Origin of the sequence: Streptomyces sp. NPDC001315 (assembly GCF_042896175.1) — a bacterium.
Taxonomy (GTDB): domain Bacteria; phylum Actinomycetota; class Actinomycetes; order Streptomycetales; family Streptomycetaceae; genus Streptomyces.
Map to the genome: position 1 here is coordinate 208,179 of NZ_JBIAWZ010000013.1, position 20,494 is coordinate 228,672.

At 70.3% G+C, this 20,494-nt stretch carries 13 protein-coding genes; 11 read left to right on the forward strand and 2 right to left on the reverse strand.

The window, feature by feature from the left end; all coding sequences use genetic code 11:
• The first annotated feature begins 291 nt into the window (after positions 1-291).
• The 10 genes from ACFY16_RS29965 to ACFY16_RS30010 all read left to right on the forward strand — a co-directional run bounded on the left by ACFY16_RS29965 (position 292) and on the right by ACFY16_RS30010 (position 16,652).
• Entirely contained in the window at positions 292-1,017 is a 726-nt protein-coding gene (locus tag ACFY16_RS29965; RefSeq protein ID WP_390650301.1) for a response regulator transcription factor, read from the forward strand.
• The gene (locus tag ACFY16_RS29970) at positions 1,014-2,549 is read left to right on the forward strand and encodes a sensor histidine kinase (protein ID WP_390650302.1); all 1,536 of its coding nucleotides are present in this window, start codon (positions 1,014-1,016) and stop codon (positions 2,547-2,549) included. The genes ACFY16_RS29965 and ACFY16_RS29970 overlap by 4 nt, the downstream gene beginning before the upstream one ends.
• Before the next feature lie 167 nt (positions 2,550-2,716).
• Complete coding sequence (locus ACFY16_RS29975) at positions 2,717-4,066, forward strand: DUF3500 domain-containing protein (RefSeq protein WP_390650303.1); 1,350 nt, start codon at positions 2,717-2,719, stop codon at positions 4,064-4,066.
• A 536-nt stretch (positions 4,067-4,602) separates the two neighbouring features.
• Complete coding sequence (locus tag ACFY16_RS29980; protein ID WP_390650321.1) at positions 4,603-7,977, forward strand: pyruvate carboxylase; 3,375 nt, start codon at positions 4,603-4,605, stop codon at positions 7,975-7,977.
• Positions 7,978-8,301: 324 nt separating this feature from the next.
• On the forward strand, positions 8,302-10,161 hold the full coding sequence (locus ACFY16_RS29985) for a M1 family aminopeptidase (protein ID WP_390650304.1): 1,860 nt from the start codon (positions 8,302-8,304) through the stop codon (positions 10,159-10,161).
• A gap of 287 nt (positions 10,162-10,448) precedes the next feature.
• Positions 10,449-11,834 carry a condensation domain-containing protein gene (locus ACFY16_RS29990; protein WP_390650305.1) on the forward strand — a complete coding sequence of 462 codons (1,386 nt, stop codon included), beginning with the start codon at positions 10,449-10,451 and terminating at the stop codon, positions 11,832-11,834.
• A gap of 316 nt (positions 11,835-12,150) precedes the next feature.
• Positions 12,151-12,444 (forward strand): DUF1905 domain-containing protein, encoded by a 294-nt coding sequence (locus ACFY16_RS29995; RefSeq protein ID WP_390650306.1) that lies wholly within the window; start codon positions 12,151-12,153, stop codon positions 12,442-12,444.
• A gap of 187 nt (positions 12,445-12,631) precedes the next feature.
• Positions 12,632-14,047 (forward strand): hypothetical protein, encoded by a 1,416-nt coding sequence (locus ACFY16_RS30000; protein WP_390650307.1) that lies wholly within the window; start codon positions 12,632-12,634, stop codon positions 14,045-14,047.
• A 95-nt stretch (positions 14,048-14,142) separates the two neighbouring features.
• Positions 14,143-15,405, forward strand: coding sequence for an AAA family ATPase (locus ACFY16_RS30005; RefSeq protein WP_390650308.1), 1,263 nt, complete (start codon positions 14,143-14,145; stop codon positions 15,403-15,405).
• Positions 15,402-16,652: a VWA-like domain-containing protein gene (locus tag ACFY16_RS30010; RefSeq protein WP_390650309.1), complete on the forward strand. Its 1,251-nt coding sequence runs from the start codon at positions 15,402-15,404 to the stop codon at positions 16,650-16,652. The genes ACFY16_RS30005 and ACFY16_RS30010 overlap by 4 nt, the downstream gene beginning before the upstream one ends.
• Positions 16,653-16,859: 207 nt before the next feature.
• Here the strand turns inward: ACFY16_RS30010 and ACFY16_RS30015 are convergent, their stop codons facing one another.
• Complete coding sequence (locus ACFY16_RS30015) at positions 16,860-17,489, reverse strand: hypothetical protein (protein WP_390650310.1); 630 nt, start codon at positions 17,487-17,489, stop codon at positions 16,860-16,862.
• A 358-nt stretch (positions 17,490-17,847) separates the two neighbouring features.
• Between ACFY16_RS30015 and ACFY16_RS30020 the strand changes: the two genes are divergently transcribed.
• Positions 17,848-18,051 carry a cold-shock protein gene (locus ACFY16_RS30020; RefSeq protein WP_059190954.1) on the forward strand — a complete coding sequence of 68 codons (204 nt, stop codon included), beginning with the start codon at positions 17,848-17,850 and terminating at the stop codon, positions 18,049-18,051.
• A gap of 97 nt (positions 18,052-18,148) precedes the next feature.
• Here the strand turns inward: ACFY16_RS30020 and ligA are convergent, their stop codons facing one another.
• Complete coding sequence (gene ligA / locus ACFY16_RS30025; RefSeq protein ID WP_390650311.1) at positions 18,149-20,227, reverse strand: NAD-dependent DNA ligase LigA; 2,079 nt, start codon at positions 20,225-20,227, stop codon at positions 18,149-18,151.
• Positions 20,228-20,494 lie beyond the last annotated feature (267 nt).

Sequence of the window (20,494 nt, forward strand, 5' to 3'; positions counted from 1 at the left end):
TGCGGATGGCGGCGATCTCCGGACCGTGGCGCTGCCCGAACTGCCGCCCGGCCCACTCCACCAGGAACTCCTCGACGCTCTCCGGACCCCGGCGGTCCACCCTCAACGGCAGTACCTGCGCCACCACCTGACCCAGTCGTCCCCGCCGGCCGGCGGGGGTCAGATCGCTCCGCCGGTCGGCATGCCGTACACGCGGCGGAAGCAACTCACCGGACCGACTGACTCAACTCCATTGCCCACGCTCAGGCCGCACACAGCGCTCGCCCAGCGCGCGGGGACAGAGTGCGAGGCATGTATGGCGCTGCTGGTGCCCACAAGGGCGCGGTCCGTGTGCTGATCGTCGACGACGAGCCCGAGCTCACCGAGTTGTTGTCCGTGGCCGTCACCGAGGCGGGGTGGCAGCCATTCCTTGCCGAGGACGGCCGCAGCGCGCTGAGCATCGCGCGTGGCTGCGCACCGCACGCCGTCGTCCTGGACTGGATGCTGCCCGACGTGGACGGCCTTCAGGTGCTGCGCAGGCTGAGGCACGAGAACACGAAACTGCCCGTGCTCATGCTCACCGCCCGCGACACCGTGGACCACCGGATCGACGGGCTGTCAGCGGGCGCCGACGACTACGTGACCAAGCCGTTCTCGCTGCAGGAGGTCATGCTGCGGCTGCGCGGGCTGCTGCGCCGCGCCGGCAGCGAGGAAGCGTCCGAGGACGAATCCGTGCGGGTACTGGGTGACCTCGTACTGGCCGAGAAGACCCGCCAGGTGCAGCGGGGCGGGACGCCGATCCCGCTCACCGCCAAGGAGTTCGACCTGCTCAGCTTCTTCATGAGCCACCCGCGCCAGGTGCTCAGCAAGGCACAGATCCTCGACCACGTCTGGAACAGCTCCTTCGACGGCGAGGGCAACCTCGTCGAGGTGTACATCTACAGCCTGCGATCGAAGGTCGACAAAGGCCGAGCGTCCATGATCCACACCGTGCGCGGCGCCGGATACGTGATCAGGGCCACGGAAGACAGAACATGACGACGCGCCAGGACCGTCGTCCGGCAGCGGCGGTCACCCGGTGGCGAGGGCGCTCGCTGCGCGCCCGTCTGTTGCTCTTCACCTCCGCCACGTTGATCATCGTCTGCGCGGCGATGGCGCTCACCACGGTGTTCGTCCAGCGTGTTTATTTGCTCGGGAATCTGGACCAGCGCGTCACCGAGGCCGCCGAACGCAGCCAGGGCGGGCTCCAGCGCCGGACGGGCGACGCGACGGACCTCGGCTTCCTCAATGAGCGCGGGCAACCCGCCGGCACCGTCGCGGCCCGATTTACCGACGGGCAGGTCATCGCCGCCGAAGTGGTGACCGAGGAGGGCCACCTTCAGGTCCTCACCGCTGCCCAGCGCGGCGCACTGGGCGGGATCCCCACGGACGGATCACGGCACACCCGAACCATCCCCGGCCTCGGCACGTACCGCGTGACCGCCATCAGCGGCGACGGAGTCCCCGTCCTGGCCGGGCTCCCCATGGACGACGTACAGGACGTGATCAACGGACTGGTCGCGGGCGAAGCCGCGATCGCCGCCGTCGGGCTCGCCGCCGCGGGCTGTGTCACCACGGTGGTCATACGACGCCAGCTGCGCCCGCTGGACCGGGTCGCGGCCACCGCCGTCGAGGTCTCGCGGGCGCCCCTGGACCGCGGCGAGGTCACCGCACTCACCCGGGTCCCCGCCCGCGACACCGACCCCGCCACCGAGGTGGGCCAGGTGGGCGCCGCGCTCAACCGCATGATCGACCATGTCGAGACCTCGCTCACCGAACGCCAACGCACCGAGGAACGCATGCGCCGCTTCCTCGCCGACGCCAGCCACGAGCTCCGCACCCCGCTCGCCTCCATCGCCGGCTACGCCGAACTCATGAACCACGGCACCGAGAAGATCGAGCCGCAGTTGGCCTGGCGCCGCGTGTCCGCCCAGTCCGAGCGTATGACCGGGCTCGTCGAGGACCTGCTCCTGCTCGCCCGGCTCGACGAGGGACGCCCGTTGCAGTCCGCCGAGCTGAACCTGGCGACTCTGGTCGCCGAGGCGGTCTGGGACGCGCAAGCCGCGGGCGGCGACCGTGCCTGGCAGCTCGCCCTGCGCCTGGACGCTCCCGCGCTGGTCGTCGGCGACCAGGCGAGGCTCCACCAGGTGGTGGCCAACCTGCTGGCCAACGCCCGCGTGCACACACCACCCGGTACGCGGATCACCGTCGTCGTGGAGGCCACCGACACGCACTGTGCGATCCGCGTACGCGACAACGGCCCCGGCATCCCGGCCGGCCTCCTCCCGTCGGTCTTCGAGCGCTTCACCCGCGCCGATGCCTCCCGCTCCCGCCTTCGCGGCAAGGAGAGCGGATCGGGTCTGGGACTGGCCATCGCCGCAGCGATCACGGAGGCGCACGGCGGTCGTATCGGCGTCGAGAGCGAGCCGGGGCGAACGGAGTTCGCGATCGAGCTCCCGCTGGCCGCCGGTCGCCGTACAGAGCCCTGGGCGGCCTCCACACCGCCATCCCTCGTGGGCCGCAAACCCTAAGCGTTTCCACAGACACGCAGGTCAAGCGCGTCCGCGTGGCTGTCGGAGCGCCGGTTCAGGCTGCCTTCCAGTCCCTGTTTCAGCCCTGCCTCAGGTGGCTGCCCCAGAGTTGGCATCCCCGAGGCCGACCACAGTGGTTGCGCCCGCAACGAAGGGAGCCACAGCCCATGACCGAGCCCGTGGAGTCCGTGGAGTCCGTGGTGACGAAGCCGGAGCCGGAGACCGGACGTCGCGCGCACGCGAGCCGTCGCAACTTCATGCGGAAGGTCTTCTTCGCCAGCGGCGCCACGGCGGTCGCGACGATGGGCGGCGCCGGTGCGTGGGCCGCCCTCGCGGAGGACACCACCGGCACGGCCGACGCCTCGGCCGGCCCCAGCGGCGCTCCCAGCGGCGCTCCCAGTGGTGGTCCGGGCGGCGGCGCCGGAGGTCCCGGCAACCAGTCGATCACCGAGGAGTTCTTCGGCCTGACCACCGACGGCAAGCGGATCGACGACCTGTTCACGATCCACTCCGCGGCCGTCGCCACCGCTCCCGTCATCACCGCGGCGAACGCCTTCCTCGACGGGCTCACCGACGATCAGAAGACCTCGACGCAGTTCACCGTCCACTCCACCGAGTGGCGGCTGTGGAGCAACGTCGACTCCTACGAGCGTCAGGGCGTCTCCCTCGCCGACCTGACCGACGATCAGAAGGATCTCGGCACCGCCCTGTTGAAGGCCGCGCTCAGCGCCGAAGGCCTGGAGACCACCGAGAAGATCCGCAAGATCAACCAGGCCGCCGGCGAGGCGATCAACAACACCGACTCCTTCAACGAGGACGCCTACTACTGGACCGTGATGGGCACCCCGTCCGCCACCGAGCCCTGGGGCTTCCAGTTCGACGGCCACCACCTGGTCATCAACTACTTCGTCCTCGGCAACCAGGTCGTCATGAGCCCCTGCTTCTGGGGCTCCGAACCCACCTCCATGGAGATCGACGGCGAGACCGTCACGGTCTGCCACGAGGAGGTCGTCGCCGGCCTCGCCTTCATCAACTCCCTCACCGAGGCACAGCAGAAGGTGGCGATCGCCTCCGCCACCAAGTCGAACGAGTCGATGAAGGCGGGCGCCTTCTCCGACAACACCGTCCAGGCGTACGAGGGCATCCGCGGCAACGCGCTCACCGGCGCACAGAAGAAGAAGCTCCTGGGCATCGTCGAAGCCTTCGTCGGCCGCGCCAAGGCCGACGTCGCCAAGGTCGAGCTGGCCGAGGTCCGGGCGCACCTCGACGACACCTACGTCACCTGGGCCGGCGGCACCGGCGACGACGACGCCTTCTACGTCCGGGTGCACAGCCCCGTGGTGTGGGTCGAGGTCGACTGTCAGGCACCGGGTCCCCTCGCGGGAGCCTACGGCGCCACGCAGGGCAGCGGCGCGACCCAGAAGCACGTCCACTCCATCATCCGCACCCCCAACGGCAACGACTACGGAAAGGAGCTCCTCCGGCAGCACTACCTGACGTCGCCGCACCACCGGTGACGCGGCGAGCGTCATCACGGATCGACCGTTTTCCTGTCATGCCCGGTGCCGCACCTTCCGAGGTGCGGCACCGGCGCGTCATGCTGCGAAGCCGGGTGTCGCGGCCCAGCTGTCAGGCTCCGCACCCGTCGTTCCGCCACGCCAACTCTCCCCGACATCCCGGACTTCACGGGCCGGGCAACCGATCCGCGGCCCGTGGACGCGCGACGCCGCACAACCTCGGTGTGGTACGCGAACAGCGCGTCGGTTCGGCCACCCAGGTGGTAGGCACGCTCCGACACCGCTGATGTCAGCGCGCGGACTGCCGCGCTTCTACGGTGGGAGGGCGGCAGCTCCTGCACACGCAGCGGCGCTGGCCGTTCCCGGCCGGACCGACTTCACCCACCACACGGTCCGGCCGGGAGCCACCCCAGCTCCCCACGGGCCGCACGGCAACCGGTGCACTCATACAGGGGGGCGTGGTCCGGCTCACATGGCACAACAGCCCTGTGGTCGACACCATGGTCCTCGTCACCGGCAGGCTGAAGGGATCCAGGATGTTCCGCAAGGTACTGGTCGCCAACCGTGGTGAGATCGCGATTCGCGCGTTCCGCGCGGGCTACGAACTGGGCGCGCGCACCGTCGCCGTCTTCCCGCACGAGGACCGCAACTCGCTGCACCGGCTGAAGGCGGACGAGGCCTATGAGATCGGCGAGCCTGGGCATCCTGTACGCGCCTATCTCTCTGTCGAGGAGATCGTCAGGGCGGCGCGCCGTGCGGGAGCGGACGCGGTCTACCCGGGCTACGGATTCCTCTCCGAGAACCCCGACCTGGCGCGCGCCTGCGAGGAGGCGGGCATCACCTTCGTCGGGCCGAGTGCCCGGACCCTCGAGCTGACGGGCAACAAGGCCCGAGCGGTGGCCGCCGCCCGCGAGGCCGGTGTGCCGGTGCTCGGATCCAGCGCCCCGTCCACCGACGTCGACGAACTCGTTCGTGCCGCCGGGGACATCGGCTTTCCCGTGTTCGTCAAGGCGGTCGCCGGCGGTGGCGGACGCGGCATGCGCCGGGTGGAGGAGCCCGCTCTGCTGCGTGAGGCCATCGAGGCGGCGTCCCGCGAAGCGGCCTCGGCGTTCGGTGACTCCACCGTCTTCCTGGAGAAGGCCGTCGTCGACCCCCGCCACATCGAGGTGCAGATCCTCGCCGACGGGCACGGCAACGTCATCCACCTGTTCGAGCGCGACTGCTCGTTGCAGCGCCGCCACCAGAAGGTGATCGAGCTGGCCCCCGCGCCGAACCTCGACCCGGCGCTGCGCGACCGCATCTGCGCCGACGCCGTGCGGTTCGCCCGGCAGATCGGCTACCGCAACGCGGGCACCGTGGAGTTCCTGCTCGATCCCGACGGCAACCACGTCTTCATCGAGATGAACCCGCGCATCCAGGTCGAGCACACGGTGACCGAGGAGGTCACCGACGTCGACCTGGTCCAGGCCCAGCTGCGCATCGCGGCCGGCGAGAGCCTGGCCGACCTCGGGCTGGCGCAGGAGACCGTCACCCTGCGCGGTGCCGCTCTGCAGTGCCGTATCACCACCGAGGACCCCGCCAACGGTTTCCGCCCGGACACCGGCAGGATCACCGCCTACCGCTCGCCGGGAGGCTCGGGTATCCGCCTGGACGGCGGGACCACGCACGCGGGTACGGAGATCAGCGCACACTTCGACTCGATGCTCGTCAAACTGACCTGCCGGGGCCGGGACTTCAAGGCGGCGGTCGGCCGGGCCCGGCGTGCCGTGGCCGAGTTCCGCATCCGCGGCGTCGCCACGAACATTCCCTTCCTGCAAGCCGTGCTGGACGACCCGGACTTCCAGGCCGGGCGAGTCACGACGTCGTTCATCGAACAGCGGCCGTACCTGCTCACCGCACGGCACTCGGCCGACCGCGGCACCAAGCTGCTCACCTACCTCGCCGACGTCACGGTGAACAAGCCGCACGGAGAGCGGCCCTCGCTGATCGATCCGGTCACCAAGCTGCGACCGTTGCCCGCCACCGAGCCGCCCGCGGGCTCTCGGCAGCGACTCGTCGACCTCGGCCCGCAGGGCTTCGCCCGGTGGCTGCGCGAGTCGCCGACCATCGGCGTCACCGACACCACCTTCCGCGACGCACACCAGTCGCTGCTCGCCACCCGGGTGCGCACCAAGGACCTGCTGGCCGTCGCGCCCACCGTCGCGCGGACCCTGCCGCAGCTGCTGTCCCTGGAGTGCTGGGGCGGCGCAACCTACGACGTCGCTCTTCGCTTCCTCGCCGAGGACCCCTGGGAGCGCCTGGCGGCACTGCGCGAGGCGGTGCCCAACATCTGCCTGCAGATGCTGCTGCGCGGCCGCAACACCGTGGGCTACACCCCCTACCCGACCGAGGTGACCGACGCCTTCGTACAGGAGGCCGCGGCCACCGGCATCGACATCTTCCGCATCTTCGACGCCCTCAACGACGTCTCCCAGATGCGGCCCGCGATCGACGCCGTACGGGAGACGGGGACGGCCGTGGCCGAGGTGGCCCTGTGCTACACCTCCGACCTGTCCGATCCGGCGGAGCAGCTGTACACGCTGGACTACTACCTCCGCCTGGCCGAGCAGATCGTGGAGGCCGGCGCCCACGTCCTGGCCGTCAAGGACATGGCCGGACTGCTGCGCGCCCCCGCCGCGGCGAAGCTCGTGTCGGCGCTGCGCCGTGAGTTCGACCTGCCGGTGCACCTCCACACCCACGACACCGCGGGCGGCCAGCTCGCCACCTACCTCGCCGCGATCCAGGCCGGTGCCGACGCCGTGGACGGGGCGGTGGCATCGATGGCGGGCACCACCTCGCAGCCGTCGCTGTCGGCGATCGTGGCCGCGACCGACCACTCCGAGCGGCCCACCGGCCTCGATCTGCAGGCCGTCGGCGACCTGGAGCCGTACTGGGAGAGCGTCCGCCGGATCTACGCGCCGTTCGAGGCCGGTCTCGCCTCGCCGACCGGACGCGTGTACCACCACGAGATCCCCGGCGGGCAGCTGTCCAACCTGCGCACCCAGGCGGTCGCGCTGGGGCTCGGCGACCGCTTCGAGGAGATCGAGGCGATGTACGCGGCCGCCGACCGGATCCTGGGCCACCTGGTGAAGGTCACCCCGTCGTCCAAGGTGGTCGGGGACCTCGCACTGCACCTGGTCGGCGCGGGGGTGGAGCCGGCGGAGTTCGAGCAGACCCCGGACCGGTTCGACATCCCCGACTCCGTCATCGGCTTCCTGCGCGGTGAGCTGGGCACCCCGCCCGGGGGCTGGCCGGAGCCGTTCCGCAGCAAGGCGCTGCGCGGCCGCGCCGACGCCAAGCCCGTACAGGAACTGACCGAGGAGGACCGTACGGGACTGGAGAAGGTCCGGCGCGCGACCCTCAACCGCCTGCTGTTCCCGGGGCCGACGCGCGACTTCGAGACCCACCGGCAGACCTACGGCGACACGAGTGTGCTGGACAGCAAGGACTACTTCTACGGGCTGCGTCCCGGCACGGAGTACGCCGTCGACCTCGAACCCGGCGTACGCCTCCTCATCGAGCTGGAGGCCGTCGGCGAGGCCGACGAACGCGGCATGCGCACCGTGATGTCCACACTCAACGGCCAACTGCGGCCGATCCAGGTCCGCGACACCGCGGCGGCCTCCGACGTACCGGCGACCGAGAAGGCCGACCGGGCCAAGCCGGGCCATGTGGCGGCGCCGTTCGCGGGTGTGGTGACACTCGTCGTCGCCGAAGGCGACGAGGTGGAGGCCGGCGCCACGGTGGCCACCATCGAGGCGATGAAGATGGAGGCCACGATCACCGCGTCCAAGAGCGGAAAGGTCACCAGGCTGGCGATCAACCGGATCCAGCAGGTGGAGGGCGGCGACCTGCTCGTCGAGATCGGCTGAGGCGCCTCGCCTCCGCCGGTGTGCGGCGGGCCCACGGACCGCGGCCCGGCGTGCCTCAGCTGACGACGTGCCGGAGCGGGGAGATGTCCTGAGCCGGCGGATTCCGGAGCGGCGAACACTTTACCCACCCCTAATGGCATGCCCCGGTCAAATCTGTCAGGCTTTCGGGCAGCCGCCGCCCCGACCCCAGGGGATGCGGCAGGAATCTCACCCCAGCGATCGCTCGAGCGATCCGCGCGACCCGCGGCTGTCCTCCGGCGCACCCCTGCCGGCCGGGCGGCCACCGAGCAAGCCGGAATCCCGGCCGCCGCAAAGGAGTTACGTGTGAGACCGACCCCCCACAAGGCCCTCGCCGCGAGCGTACTGGCCGTCGCCGCGTCGACCGCCGCCCTGCTCCCCGCCACCCCGGCGGCAGCCGCGCCGCCCACGGCCCCTCTGGCCGCCGCCTGCACACCGGCCCAGGTGGTCACCAACGGCGGCTTCGAGAGCGGGACTTCGCCCTGGAGCCAGTCGTCGACCTCCGTGATCACCAACCGCATCGGTCAGACCGCCCACGGCGGCACCAGCTTCGCCTGGCTGAACGGTGTCGGCAGTACGCACACCGACACGCTCTCCCAGAGCGTCACGATCCCGTCCGGATGCACCACCGCCACCCTCACCTTCTGGCTGCACATCGACACCGCCGAAACGACCTCGTCCACCGCGTACGACAAGCTGACGGCGAAGATCGGCAGCACGACGCTGGCGACCTACTCCAACCTCGACAAGGCCCCCGGTTACGCGCAGAAGTCCTTCGACGTGTCGGCGTTCGCGGGCCAGACCGTGAGCGTCGCCTTCACCGGCACCGAGGACTCCAGCCTCCAGACGAGCTTCGTCGTCGACGACATCGCCCTCGACACCTCCGGTGACACCGCCCCGCCCGCGGACTCCGCACGCACGCCCGCCGCGCCCTCGTACACCGTCAGCCTGACCAGCAACACGAGCGGCACCGTCTGGACCGGCCACGAGAGCGTGACCTTCACCAACGCCTCCTCCACCGCGCTCAGCGAGGTGTACCTGAGGCTGTGGGACAACTACCACGGCACCTGCTCCGCCCTGCCGATCACGGTCACCAACGTCACCGGTGGCACCGCGGGCGCCCTTTCGGTCGGCTGCACGGCCCTCCGGATCGCCCTCCCCACGCCGCTGGCCCAGGGCCAGAGCGCCACGATCGGTTTCGACCTGGGCATCACCGTCCCCAGCGGCGCCGACCGCTTCGGCTACGACGGCGCCTTCAGCTTCGTCGGCAACGCCCTGCCCGTCCTCGCGGTCAAGGACGCGGCGGGCTGGCACCTGGACCCGTACACGAACAACGGCGAGTCCTTCTACTCCCTCGCCGCCGACTTCAAGGTGACCCTCGACCACCCGAGCACCCTGCTGGTACCGGCCACCGGCGCCTCCGTCGACACCCCCGGCTCCAGCGGCCGCACGGTCACCACCGCCACCGCCGCCAAGGTCCGCGACTTCGCCTGGGCCGCCGGCCCCTTCACCAAGATCTCCGGAACCTCCACCGCCGGCACCCCGATCAACATCTACTCCGTCTCCGGCATCAGCTCGGCCAACGCCCAGTCGATGCTCACCACCGCCAAGACCGCCGTCGACGCCCACGCGTCGCGGTTCGGCGCCTACCCGTACGGCGAGTTGGACGCCGTGATCGACAACAACTTCTGGTTCGGCGGCATGGAATACCCAGGGTTCGTCCTCGACCTGGTCAGCACCACCGCGCTCACCCACGAGATCGGCCACCAGTGGTGGTACGGCATCGTCGGCGACGACGAGTACAACAACCCATGGCTCGATGAGGCGTTCACCGACTACGCCACCGACCTGGCGCTGAACAAGACCGGCACCAACTGCTGGAACAGCGTTTCCTGGGCCTCTACGGCGGAGAGGATCACCAACTCGATGGCCTACTGGGACGCTCACTCCTCCCGGTACTCCACCGTCGTCTACGGCTACGGCAAATGCGCCCTCCACGACCTGCGCCGCCTCCTCGGTGACACCGTCATGGCCAAGCTCCTTAAGGACTACGCCACTTCACACTGGTACGGCGTCTCGACCACGTCCGATTTCAAGGCAGCCGCCCAGGCCGCCACGACCACGGACCTGACCTCGTTCTGGACCCAGCACCGCATCGACGGCTGACAGCGCATCGGTTCGCCGCGGTGGGCGCTTGTCGGCGTCCCCGTGGCGAACCGATGGTGGGTGCCGAGCCGCGAAGTATGTGAGGGGGCGGCGAACTGATCCAAAGGCACGGGGACTTCTCTCCGCGGCGAAAGGGATCAGCTCTGACGAGGGGCTGACCCACCAAGGATGGCACCGCTGTTCGAGATGCCACCCGATCCATTGAAAAACGCAACTCCGCTGCGTGCCTCTCGCGGCTGGGGCATTCCCTTGATCGAATATGTCCCATCTGCGAACGGAGACGCCCGGTGCGAATCACCGACATCCAGCGTTGCGAGGTCCGGTCCGGCCGGCTCGTCGAGTGGACACTCAGTCCGACGACCGTCGAGGCGGCGGCGGACCTGCCAGAGGACTCCCGGCCGCCGGCGTACATCCAGGAGTCGCACATCAGGACGGCCCGGTCCGTGCGGGAGGACGGTCTGTTCGTGCCCACCTGGCTGGGCACGGCGTTCGAAATCCCGGGGACGGTCGATCTCGACGTGCTGCAGGAGGCGCTGCGGAACTGGACAGTGCGGCACGAAACGCTGCGCAGCGGGTTTCGCTGCGATGGCGACGAGATGCGCCGGTTCACGCTCGACGCCGACGCCGTGTCACTTCGGCGCGAGGTGATCGGTGACTTCCCCGACGCGGCGGAACTCGTCCAGCATCTCCAGAGCCGCTTCGACGTCGCGGCGGACGCACTTTGCTGGCCGAACTTCCTTTACGCGGCGGTCGTTCGGGACGACGGCGCCATGGTGTACATGATCTTCGACCACAGCAACGTCGATGCCTACTCCATCCACCGCATCCCAGCCGAGATCCACGAGCTGTACGCGGCGGGGGAGGCAGGCCGTGCCGCGGAGGAGACGCCGGTCAGCAGCTATGTCGACTTCTGCGAGATCGAGCGGGCGGACGCCGACCGCATCGACGACACCCACGCGACCGTCTTGCGCTGGCGGGAGTTCATCAAACGGTGCGACGGGAAGCTGCCGGACTTCCCCATCGACCTCGGCCTCGAACCCGGCGGCGGGCTGCCCGCCCAGAAGCTGATGCGCGAGATGCTCGTGGACGCGGATGACGCCGCCGCGTTCGAGGCGCACTGCCGTCCTTACGGCGGGAGTCTGGTCGGCATCCTGGCCGCCACGAGCCTCCTGGTCCACGAGATCGGCGGACAGTCCGTCTACCGCACAGTCGTGCCGTTCCACACCCGGGTGAAGTCCCAGTGGTCCGACTCCGTCGGCTGGTACGTCGGCGGCGCGCCGATCGAGGTCGCCGTGACGCAGGCACCCGACTTCTTCGCCGCCCTGAAGACCGTGCGCGCCGAGCTGCAGGCCAACAGGTCACTGGCGCGCATTCCCCTCGCCCGCGTACTCCGCTTGCTCGGCGCGGACTTCCGTCCGACATCGCCCGACCTGTACTCGATCATCTCGTACCTCGACGCCCGCGGCATTCCCGGATCAGAGCGGTGGGCGGAGCAGCAGGCGTACGCGTTGCTCAGGGTGTCGTACGGCGACCAGGTGTGCGTCTGGGTGACCAGGCTGCACGAGGGCCTGTGGTTGGCGAGCCGCTACCCGGACACCGACATCGCGTCCAAGAACATGCGGCTGTATGTCGAACGGCTGCGGGACGTCATCGTCTCGGTCGCCCGAGGCTGACCGCTGTCGGAGCAACGTCCTTCGCCGCTCAGCACGATGTGCCACCACCGTTCCCCGTGCAGACCGGCGTGGGACAGTCCGCCGTTGCGGCAGGGCCCGCGACACCGCGGTGACATTCCGCTCCTTCCGCCGAAGGCCGAACGGTGACTGGGACTTCGTTCTCGGTGGCAAAGGGAACACGGGCGTCAACGCATACGGCATCGAGGTGGAGTAGGTCATCCGTGCTCAAGCCCGGATGCTGCCGGCTGCCGTGACCGGAAACCTTCGCCGGGGGGATCGCGTAACCCGGCCGTCCTCGAGGGAGGAGACTGGCCTCATGGAGTTTGTCTTTTCCAGTCGAGTGATCGAATGGCGTGGACCGTCGCCGTACTACTTCGTTCCTGTGCCGGACGAGGAGTCCGCCGACATCCGCGAGGTGGCCGCAATGGCCACCTACGGCTGGGGCGTGATCCCGGTCAAGGCTCTGATCGGCGAGGTCGCCTTCCAGACGTCGCTCTTCCCCAAGGACAGCGGCTACCTGCTGCCCCTCAAGGTCGCTGTGCGCAAGCCGAACGGCCTCTCGGCAGGGGACGATGTGACAGTGAACATGACCGTCCGTCTCCAGCCCTGAAGGGCTGCAGAAGATCAAACCAGCGTCGGAAAGCTGAATTACGGGGGCCAGGCGGCGGTAGCCGGACCGCAGCGGAGCCGACGGCCGAAATTGCCTGGCAGATCGGGGCGAGGGTCGATAGCATCCCCCCGATGACGACTCATTCTGTTGGCAGATTGGGGGTCCCGTCCGCGCAAGGTGAGTGCTGATGCTCACTCAGACCGCGAATGGTGATTCCCGCCTTTCCTTCTGGCTGCGCGTGCGCGAGTTCGCCGTGCCGCCCTCCATGATCGAGACTGCGACCACTCGCCGTTGTGCCGGCGACTGGTCAGGGGCGTGTGCCGCCGCGGGTTTCGACGTCGACCTCAACCTGCGTTCCGTGGCGCGCACTCACGGGCAGGAACTCGCAGCCCAGGTCCGGGCCGATCTCCGCCATCTGGCTCCCGACCTGTTGCGCTGGCACATGCCGAGGATCGCTCCTGACGGGCTGCTGCGCCCAGGCCTGACCGTCGCTCTGGCTCGGTACGACGCGGCGGGGCGTGACGGCGTAGGTCCGGTGCACCTCGTAGCCCGCACTCCACCGGCATGGGCGGACGGCGGCCAGCGAATCAGCCTGGCGCTGTGGGACGGATCCCACTCCGAGCCCGGCGCCCACCGCGATCCACATCCCCATCCCAGCCGTCGGTTCCGCCTCGACCTGCACCGCCACCTGTGGGACGCGCGCAGGACCGATGAGTTGCGGATCCGGTCCGGGAACGGTCGACTTCCCCTCGACGGCCCTCCATTGACGGACCCGGATCAGCTGGGGACCGTGCCGCAGTGGCACCGCTGTGCCGTCGGCCGGTGGGCGGCAGAGGCGGCGATTCTGCTCCATGCCGAGGGGCGGCCGCTCACCGGCACCGTCACCGTGCGGCTCGGGGCCCGACATCGGCTGGTGTTGAACCTTCTCACGAACAGGGACGGCGTCGGGCCGCCCGCATTGCGGATCGCGACGGCCTCCGCGAAGGACGGCGCCGCCGCGCTGCCGGTCCTGCCCGACGCGGCGACCTGGGTGCTGCCCGACCTGGAACTGATCCGCACCGGTTCGATCGAGGCCGACCGGCTCCACCCGCTGGTCGCCTCGGCACTGGTACCGGATCATTCGCCGGTCCGTCCGTCCCGGATTCCGGACCGGGCAGGACAACCACATCTCGTGGAGTGCCGGGGAGCGCAGCACCGGATCGGCCTCATCGACGGGGTGTTGGCCGCGCTGGACCACGACCCGGCCGAGATCCGACGGGAGGAGCTGCTGGTCGCGCTGACCGGTACTCCGCTGCCCTGCCTGCAGGCAATCGACGAGGCGCACCGGCGGCCGGACTGCCTCACGGGTGTCCGCGAGCGCCTGGACCACGGCGACATCGTCGGCGCACTGGACGTCGTCGAGCGCCTGCTGGGACCCGCCGCAGTGCTCCGCGACGGCCCGCTGCGGGACGAACTGGAGGCGGCCGCGCAGCGGCGGATCACCTACGGGCTGTACAGGGCGGGCCTGATCGGACCCGGCCGCGGACCTGCCCGCAACCGCCCCGAGGACCGTCACCGCCCCCCGGACCGCCCTTCACGCCCGCGCCACGCGACCTTCCGCTGACCCCGAGACCTCCTCGTTCCCGCTGCCCCGGGGCGGGCCCTCCTTTCCCCGCACCCGTCTCACTCGGCTCACCACGAACCCAAAGGTGATCAAACATGCCTGTACACACCCCGCTCGCCGCCACCGACAGCCCCTCCGCTCCGGCCCCCGCCGACCAACTCGACGTCGCCGGCAAGTTGCTGACCCTGCTGCGCGACACAACCACCGAACCCCGCCCCGACACCCAACTCGAGGCCCTGACGCTGGCCGTGGCCGCCGACCTGCCCGTGCTGCTGTGGGGTGAACCGGGGATCGGGAAGTCCGCGGCCCTGACCCAGCTTGCCGCGGCCCTGGACCTTCCGCTGACCACAGTGATCGCCAGCGTGCACGAGCCGTCCGACTTCTCGGGGCTGCCCATCGTCGGAGACGATCCCGCGGAACAGGGTGTCCCGATGGCCCCGCCGGACTGGGCGGTTCGCCTGGTGCGGGTCGGCCGGGGGCTGCTGTTCCTGGACGAGCTGTCGACCGCACCCCCCGCGGTGCAGGCGGCCCTGCTGCGTCTCGTGCTGGAGCGACGGATCGGCGCCCTTCAGCTACCGCCCGGGGTTCGGATCGTGGCCGCCGCCAATCCCCGGTCCTCGGCGGCCGACGGCTGGGAGCTGAGCCCGCCGCTGGCCAACCGGTTCGTTCACCTTCAGTGGACCCACGACCACGAGGTCGTCGTACGCGGCCTCGGGGGGACCTGGCCCCGGGCCACCCTGCCGCAGCTCTCCCCTCGGAAACTTTCGGAGGCGGTGGACTTCGCCCGCCGCGCGGTGTGCGGGCTCCTCACCGCGCGCCCCAAGCTCGTGCACCAACTGCCCAGCAACGAAACGCGCCGGGGCGGCCCCTGGCCGTCCCCCCGAAGCTGGGAGATGACCCTGTGTCTGATCGCCTTCGCGACCGCGGCCGGCTCCTCCCGGGAGGTGCTCTCCCTGCTGGTCCGGGGCACCGTGGGAGACGGTCCGGGGCTGGAACTGCTGGCCGGTCTGGACCGGATGGACCTCCCGGACCCCGAGGTACTGCTCGCCGACCCGGCGGGTGCCGACCTGCCCGAGCGGGGGGATCTGCGCCAGGCCGTGCTCGACGGCGTGGTGGCGGCGGTCCGCAACCGCCCGGAGAAGTCCCGCTGGGACGCGGCGTGGGCGCTCCTGGTGCGTGCGTTGGAGACGGGAGCACCGGACCTGGTGGTCGTCCCCGCGACCACGCTCGCCACGCTGCGCCGCGAGGACTGGGACGTACCGGCATCGATCGAGAAGCTCGCCGGGGTGGTGTCCCTGTCCCGGCGGGCGGACCGGGCGGCCGCCCGGTCCGCGGTCGCCGTGAAGGCCGGCCGATGAGGCCGGACGCGGCGGACGCACCAGGGGCACTGGACCTCGACAAGCTCTTCGCCGCCCGACTGCACGCCGCCCGGGCCCGGCCCTACCTGGCGACCGCGCTGTTCGCCCTGCACACCGTCGAGTCGCGGCAGGTACCGACGATGGGCGTCGACCGGTACTGGCGGTGCTACGTCTCACCGGCGTTCGTCGACCGGACACCGGTGGAGGACCTGGCCGGTGTATGGGTGCACGAGGTGTCGCACCTGCTGCGTGACCACCACGGGCGCAGTGACCGGGTCGCCCGTGAGCGCGGGCTGACCGGCCCCGGGGAACGGCTGCGGATGAACATCGCCGCGGACTGCGAGATCAACGACGACGTCTACGGCGACGGATTGGTCCGGCCCCAGGGCGCGGTGCGGCCGAAGACCTTGGGGCTGCCCGAAGGGCAGCTCATGGAGGACTACCTGCGCCAGTTCCGGCTTGGACTGCGCACACAGAGCCTGGCCTGGCTGGACTGCGGCAGCGGCGCCGACGGACTGGAACGGGAGTGGGAACTGGGACCGGACGGCGCGCACGGCCTGAGCGCGCAGGAACGGGACGCGGTGCGGTTCCGGGTGGCGCAGGGACTCAAAGGCCGTCCGGGCAAAGCCCCGGACGGCTGGCAGCGGTGGGCCGAGGAGGTGTTCCATCCGCCGCAGCCGTGGCGGGAGTTGCTGGGAGCGGCCGTCCGCTCCGCGGCCTCCGGCCCCGGCGCGGGCGAGGACTACACCTACGGCCGCCCGTCGCGGCGCTCGGCCGGAGTGGCTGGCATTGTTCTGCCGAGCATCCGGCGCAGGCCGCCCCGGGTCTGCGTGATCATCGACACCTCCGGGTCGGTCAGTGACGCCGAGCTGGGAAGCGCTCTCATCGAGGTTGCCGCGATCTCCCGTGCCGTGGGCGGCCGTAGCGACCTGGTCACCGTGGTGCCGTGCGACGCGGCGGCCCGGATCGCTCACCCGCTGTGCCGTGCCGAGGGAATCCCGCTGGTGGGCGGCGGCGGTACGGATCTGCGCACCGGCTTCGCCAAAGCGCTCCGAACACGGCCGCGTCCCGATGTCGTCGTGGTTCTGACCGACGGGCAGACGCCCTGGCCGGCCACGCGACCGCCGTGCCGGACGGTGGTGGGCCTGTTCCCTCGGCAGCAGACAGGCTGGTCGTGGGACGAGAACGATCCCGATTACGTGCCGGACTCTCCGCCCGCATGGGCACGAGTGGTCGACATCGGATGAGCTCCCGCTCTTCGGTGAGCCCCCGCAGATGGCGTAACGGCTGCCAGGCATCGGCTGGGCACGCCGCGACGACATCCGCCGCAGGATCGACGACAATCCTCACCGAGGATCAGCCTTTCCGTGGCTCCTGCTCGCCCCCGCGCCTTCAGCATGTGCGAGAGGGCGCGGAACCGCTCGCCGAGACGCCCGATGGAATGACCGGCGAACTCACTTCGTGCCCCCGGCACGGGACGGCTCCCGGAGACCGAGGCGGAGCAGATGAACGCTGACGACCAGGGCCCAGACCGGGAAGACCAGTTCCGACCAGGGCACGCCGGAACCCAGGACGAGCAGGACCAGCCCCACGAGGTATCCGAAGAGGGCGAGCCCGCGCGGAAAGATGCGGAGGCGGTGCCCGATGGTCGAGGCGGTGAAGGCGAACACGGCCGCCATCCGAAGCGCGTACGTGGTCATCATCGTGTACGCGAAGTGTCGGCCGAACGTGGAGGGCCCCTCGTGCAGTACGGTGCCGGCCGCAGCCGCGGCTCCGAACAGGGTGGCGACGAACACCAGCCCGCTGCCCAGAAACACGGTGGCGACGAATCTGTCCTCGGCCTCCCCGACCTGGGCGCGCACGGCACCAATGAACCACAGGAAGAAGATTCCCGCGAACGGGACGATCTCCAGGGCCACACGCGCAGCCCACCGTTGGCTCGGGTTCACGGCGGCGCCCGCGGGGTTCCCCGAGGGGATGGCGATCCGTGTCAGCACGATCGCCGCCGCGAGGAGTACCGCGAACACGGTCCCTGCCAGACCGGCGGCCCGCGGCGTCTGCAGCCGCTCGTTCTCCGGCTCCATGGACGCTCGCCTTCTTTCCGTTTCCCCTCTCGGTCCAGCAAGCAGGTCCTGGTACACCCCCGCCACCGGGGACACCCGCGAGGGTGACAGTCCGGGCGGGCCGAGGCGTCCACGAGGGCACCCGCGCACCGGCCATCCGTGACATATCGACGAGCCCGTACGCAACACCGTTGCACCCGACGGGCCTTACCCACTGGTGAGGGGCGCATTCGCCGTGTAGCGTCGTCGACAGATGTCGTGGTTCGCCGTACGCGCCCGCACTGTCGTGCGGGCGTTTTGCTGTGCAGTGCCCGAGGACCAGGACGACCACCTCCGGGTCCGCGCGGTGCGGATCCGTCATCGAATGAGAGGCACCGGCATGGCCAGCGGAACCGTCAAGTGGTTCAACTCCGAAAAGGGCTTCGGCTTCATCGCTCAGGACGGGGGCGGTCCCGACGTCTTCGCGCACTACTCCAACATCAACGCCAGCGGCTTCCGCGAGCTCCAGGAAGGCCAGGCGGTGACCTTCGACATCACCCAGGGCCAGAAGGGCCCGCAGGCGGAGAACATCACCCCCGCCTGACCTGGTGACACGGCCGGCACGGTGTCCACGCAGCGCTCGCTGCGCGGACATCGTGCCGTTTCGTTTCCACCGCACGAGCGGAATGTACGGAGTCGAGTCAGCCGATGAAGTCGGCGACGAGGGCGGCGAACTCGTCCGGTGTGGACAGGCGGATGCCGAGGTCTTCGGCTTTGGCGCGCTTGGATCCGGCGCCGTCTCCGGCGACGACCAGGGTGGTCTTCTTCGAGACGCCGGAGGAGGAGCGGCCGCCGGCACGTTCGATGAGCTCGTTCATCTGGTTGCGGCTGAGCTTTTCCAACGGCCCCGTCATCGCGCCCGTGACCACCACGGTCATCCCTGTGAGCGGCCCGTCGTGCGACGTTCCACCCATGCCGCTGTCGGCGTCGGCGGCCGGAGGAGGCGTCGAGCCGGGCTCAATCATGTTCACCCCGGCCGCCACGAGCTTGTCGATGAGCGCGGCAAGTTCGGCGAGCTCGGCGACGATGGCCGGAGCCTTCTCGGTACCGATGCCCTCGACCTGCTGCATCGCCGCCGCGTCGGCGGCCCGGACGTGGTCCATGGTGGCGAAGTGCCTGGCGATCCGCCGCGACATGGAGCGGCCCGTCCCGCGTACCCCGAGCGCGCACAGCACCCTGGACAGCGGCCGGCCCTTGGCGGCGCTGATCGCGGCGAGAAGGTTGTCGGTGCTGGTGGCGCCCATTCGTTCCAGCCCGAGGAGCTGCTCGCGGGTGAGGGTGAACAGGTCGGCGAGATCGGTTGCCAGGCCTGCGTCGACGAGCTGGACGACGCGGGTGGCGCCGAGGCCTTCGATGTCGAGCTGGTCGCGGCCGGCGGCGTAGGAGAGGGAGGCGACCAGGTGGCAGTTGCGGCCCTGCTCGCAGCGCCAGCGTTCCTGGCTGGTGTCGATGCCGGAACCGCAGCGCGGACAGACCTCGGGGAACACGATCGGCTGTTCGTCGCCGGTGCGCAGGTGGGCCACCGGGGCCTCGATGCGGGGTATGACGTCGCCGGCGCGGTGGACCATGACGTGGTCGCCCAGGCGCAGGTCGCGGCGGGTGATGTCGGCCGGGTTGTGCAGGGTGGCGTAGGTGATGGTGGATCCCTCGATCTCCACCGGCTCGAGCACGCCGCGCGGGGCGATGATGCCGGTCCGGCCGACGTTCCACTCCACCTCCAGCAGCCGGGTGATCTTCTCCACGGCGGGCAGTTTGTAGGCGATCGCCCACCGTGGTGCCCGCGAACCGGATCCGGCGGCCTGCTGATCGGCGGCCAGGTCCGCCTTGATGACGATCCCGTCGATCCCGAACGGCAACTCAGCTCGCAGCGCCGCGATCTCCTTCACGCGGTCCAGCACCTGCTCAGCGGCGTCGACGACCACACCGGGCACCGGGGTCGCAGCGGTGGTGTGCACCCCGAGTTCTGCCGTACGGGCCATCAGGTCGCTGTGCGAGAGCTCGCCCAGTGGTCCGGCGAGAGCGGGGTCGGTGTCGGGCCGGGCCAGCAGGCCGTAGCCGAGGAAGGTCATGGGCACGGTGTAAGCACGCTCCTTCGCCCGCAGCGTGCCCGCCGCCGCGTTGCGAGGGTTGGCGAACGGCTGCCCGCCGTGCGCGGTACGCACCTCGTTGGCGTGCTCGAACTGCGCGCCCGTCATGAGGACTTCGCCGCGCACCTCGACCGTGACCGGCTCGGCCAGCACTGGCGGCAGTCCCTCGATGGTGCCGATCGCGTGCGAGACGTCCTCCCCGGCCGTCCCGTCCCCACGGGTGATCAGTCGGGTGAGGCGCCCCGCGGTGTAGCGGGCGGCGATGGCGAGACCGTCCAGCTTCGGCTCCACGCTGAACCGGGTGATCTCGTGACCGAGGCGCCGGCCCAGGGACGCCGCCCAGGCCGTGAACTCCTCGGCGGAGAACACGTTGTCCAGGCTGAGCATCGCGACCGTGTGCGGGACATCGCCCTCGACCGCGCCGCCGGCGACCTTCCCCGTCGGCGAGTCGGGCAGCACCTGATCCGGATGCCCGGCCTCCCACTCGGCGATCCCGCGCACCAGCCGGTCGTAGGAGTCGTCGTCCAACGACGAGGTGCCGCCCGCGTAATACGCAGCCGCGGCCTCCACGGCGTCCTCGACCGCCTGTGCGTAGGCGGCGGCATCCATGATCATTGCAGCAGGTGTCGTCATGACCCGCATCTTGCCGCCACCCACTGACAATGCGCTTTCGCACCCGCCTGCTGGTTCGTGGCGTGCCGGGGCCCAGCGACTTGCGCGACGACTTCCGCGGACTGTGCTTCCCGGAGGCGCGGCAGCGGGACGGCCAGGCGCCGCGGAACCAACTCCTCTCCCTGGCAGAGGACGGGACTTCCACCCGACGAGTGGACACCGTTTCATCCTGTTATGCGGCGAGTTCGAGCGTACTCGATCGCCGCTCGTAGTCGACCGGGCTGAGCT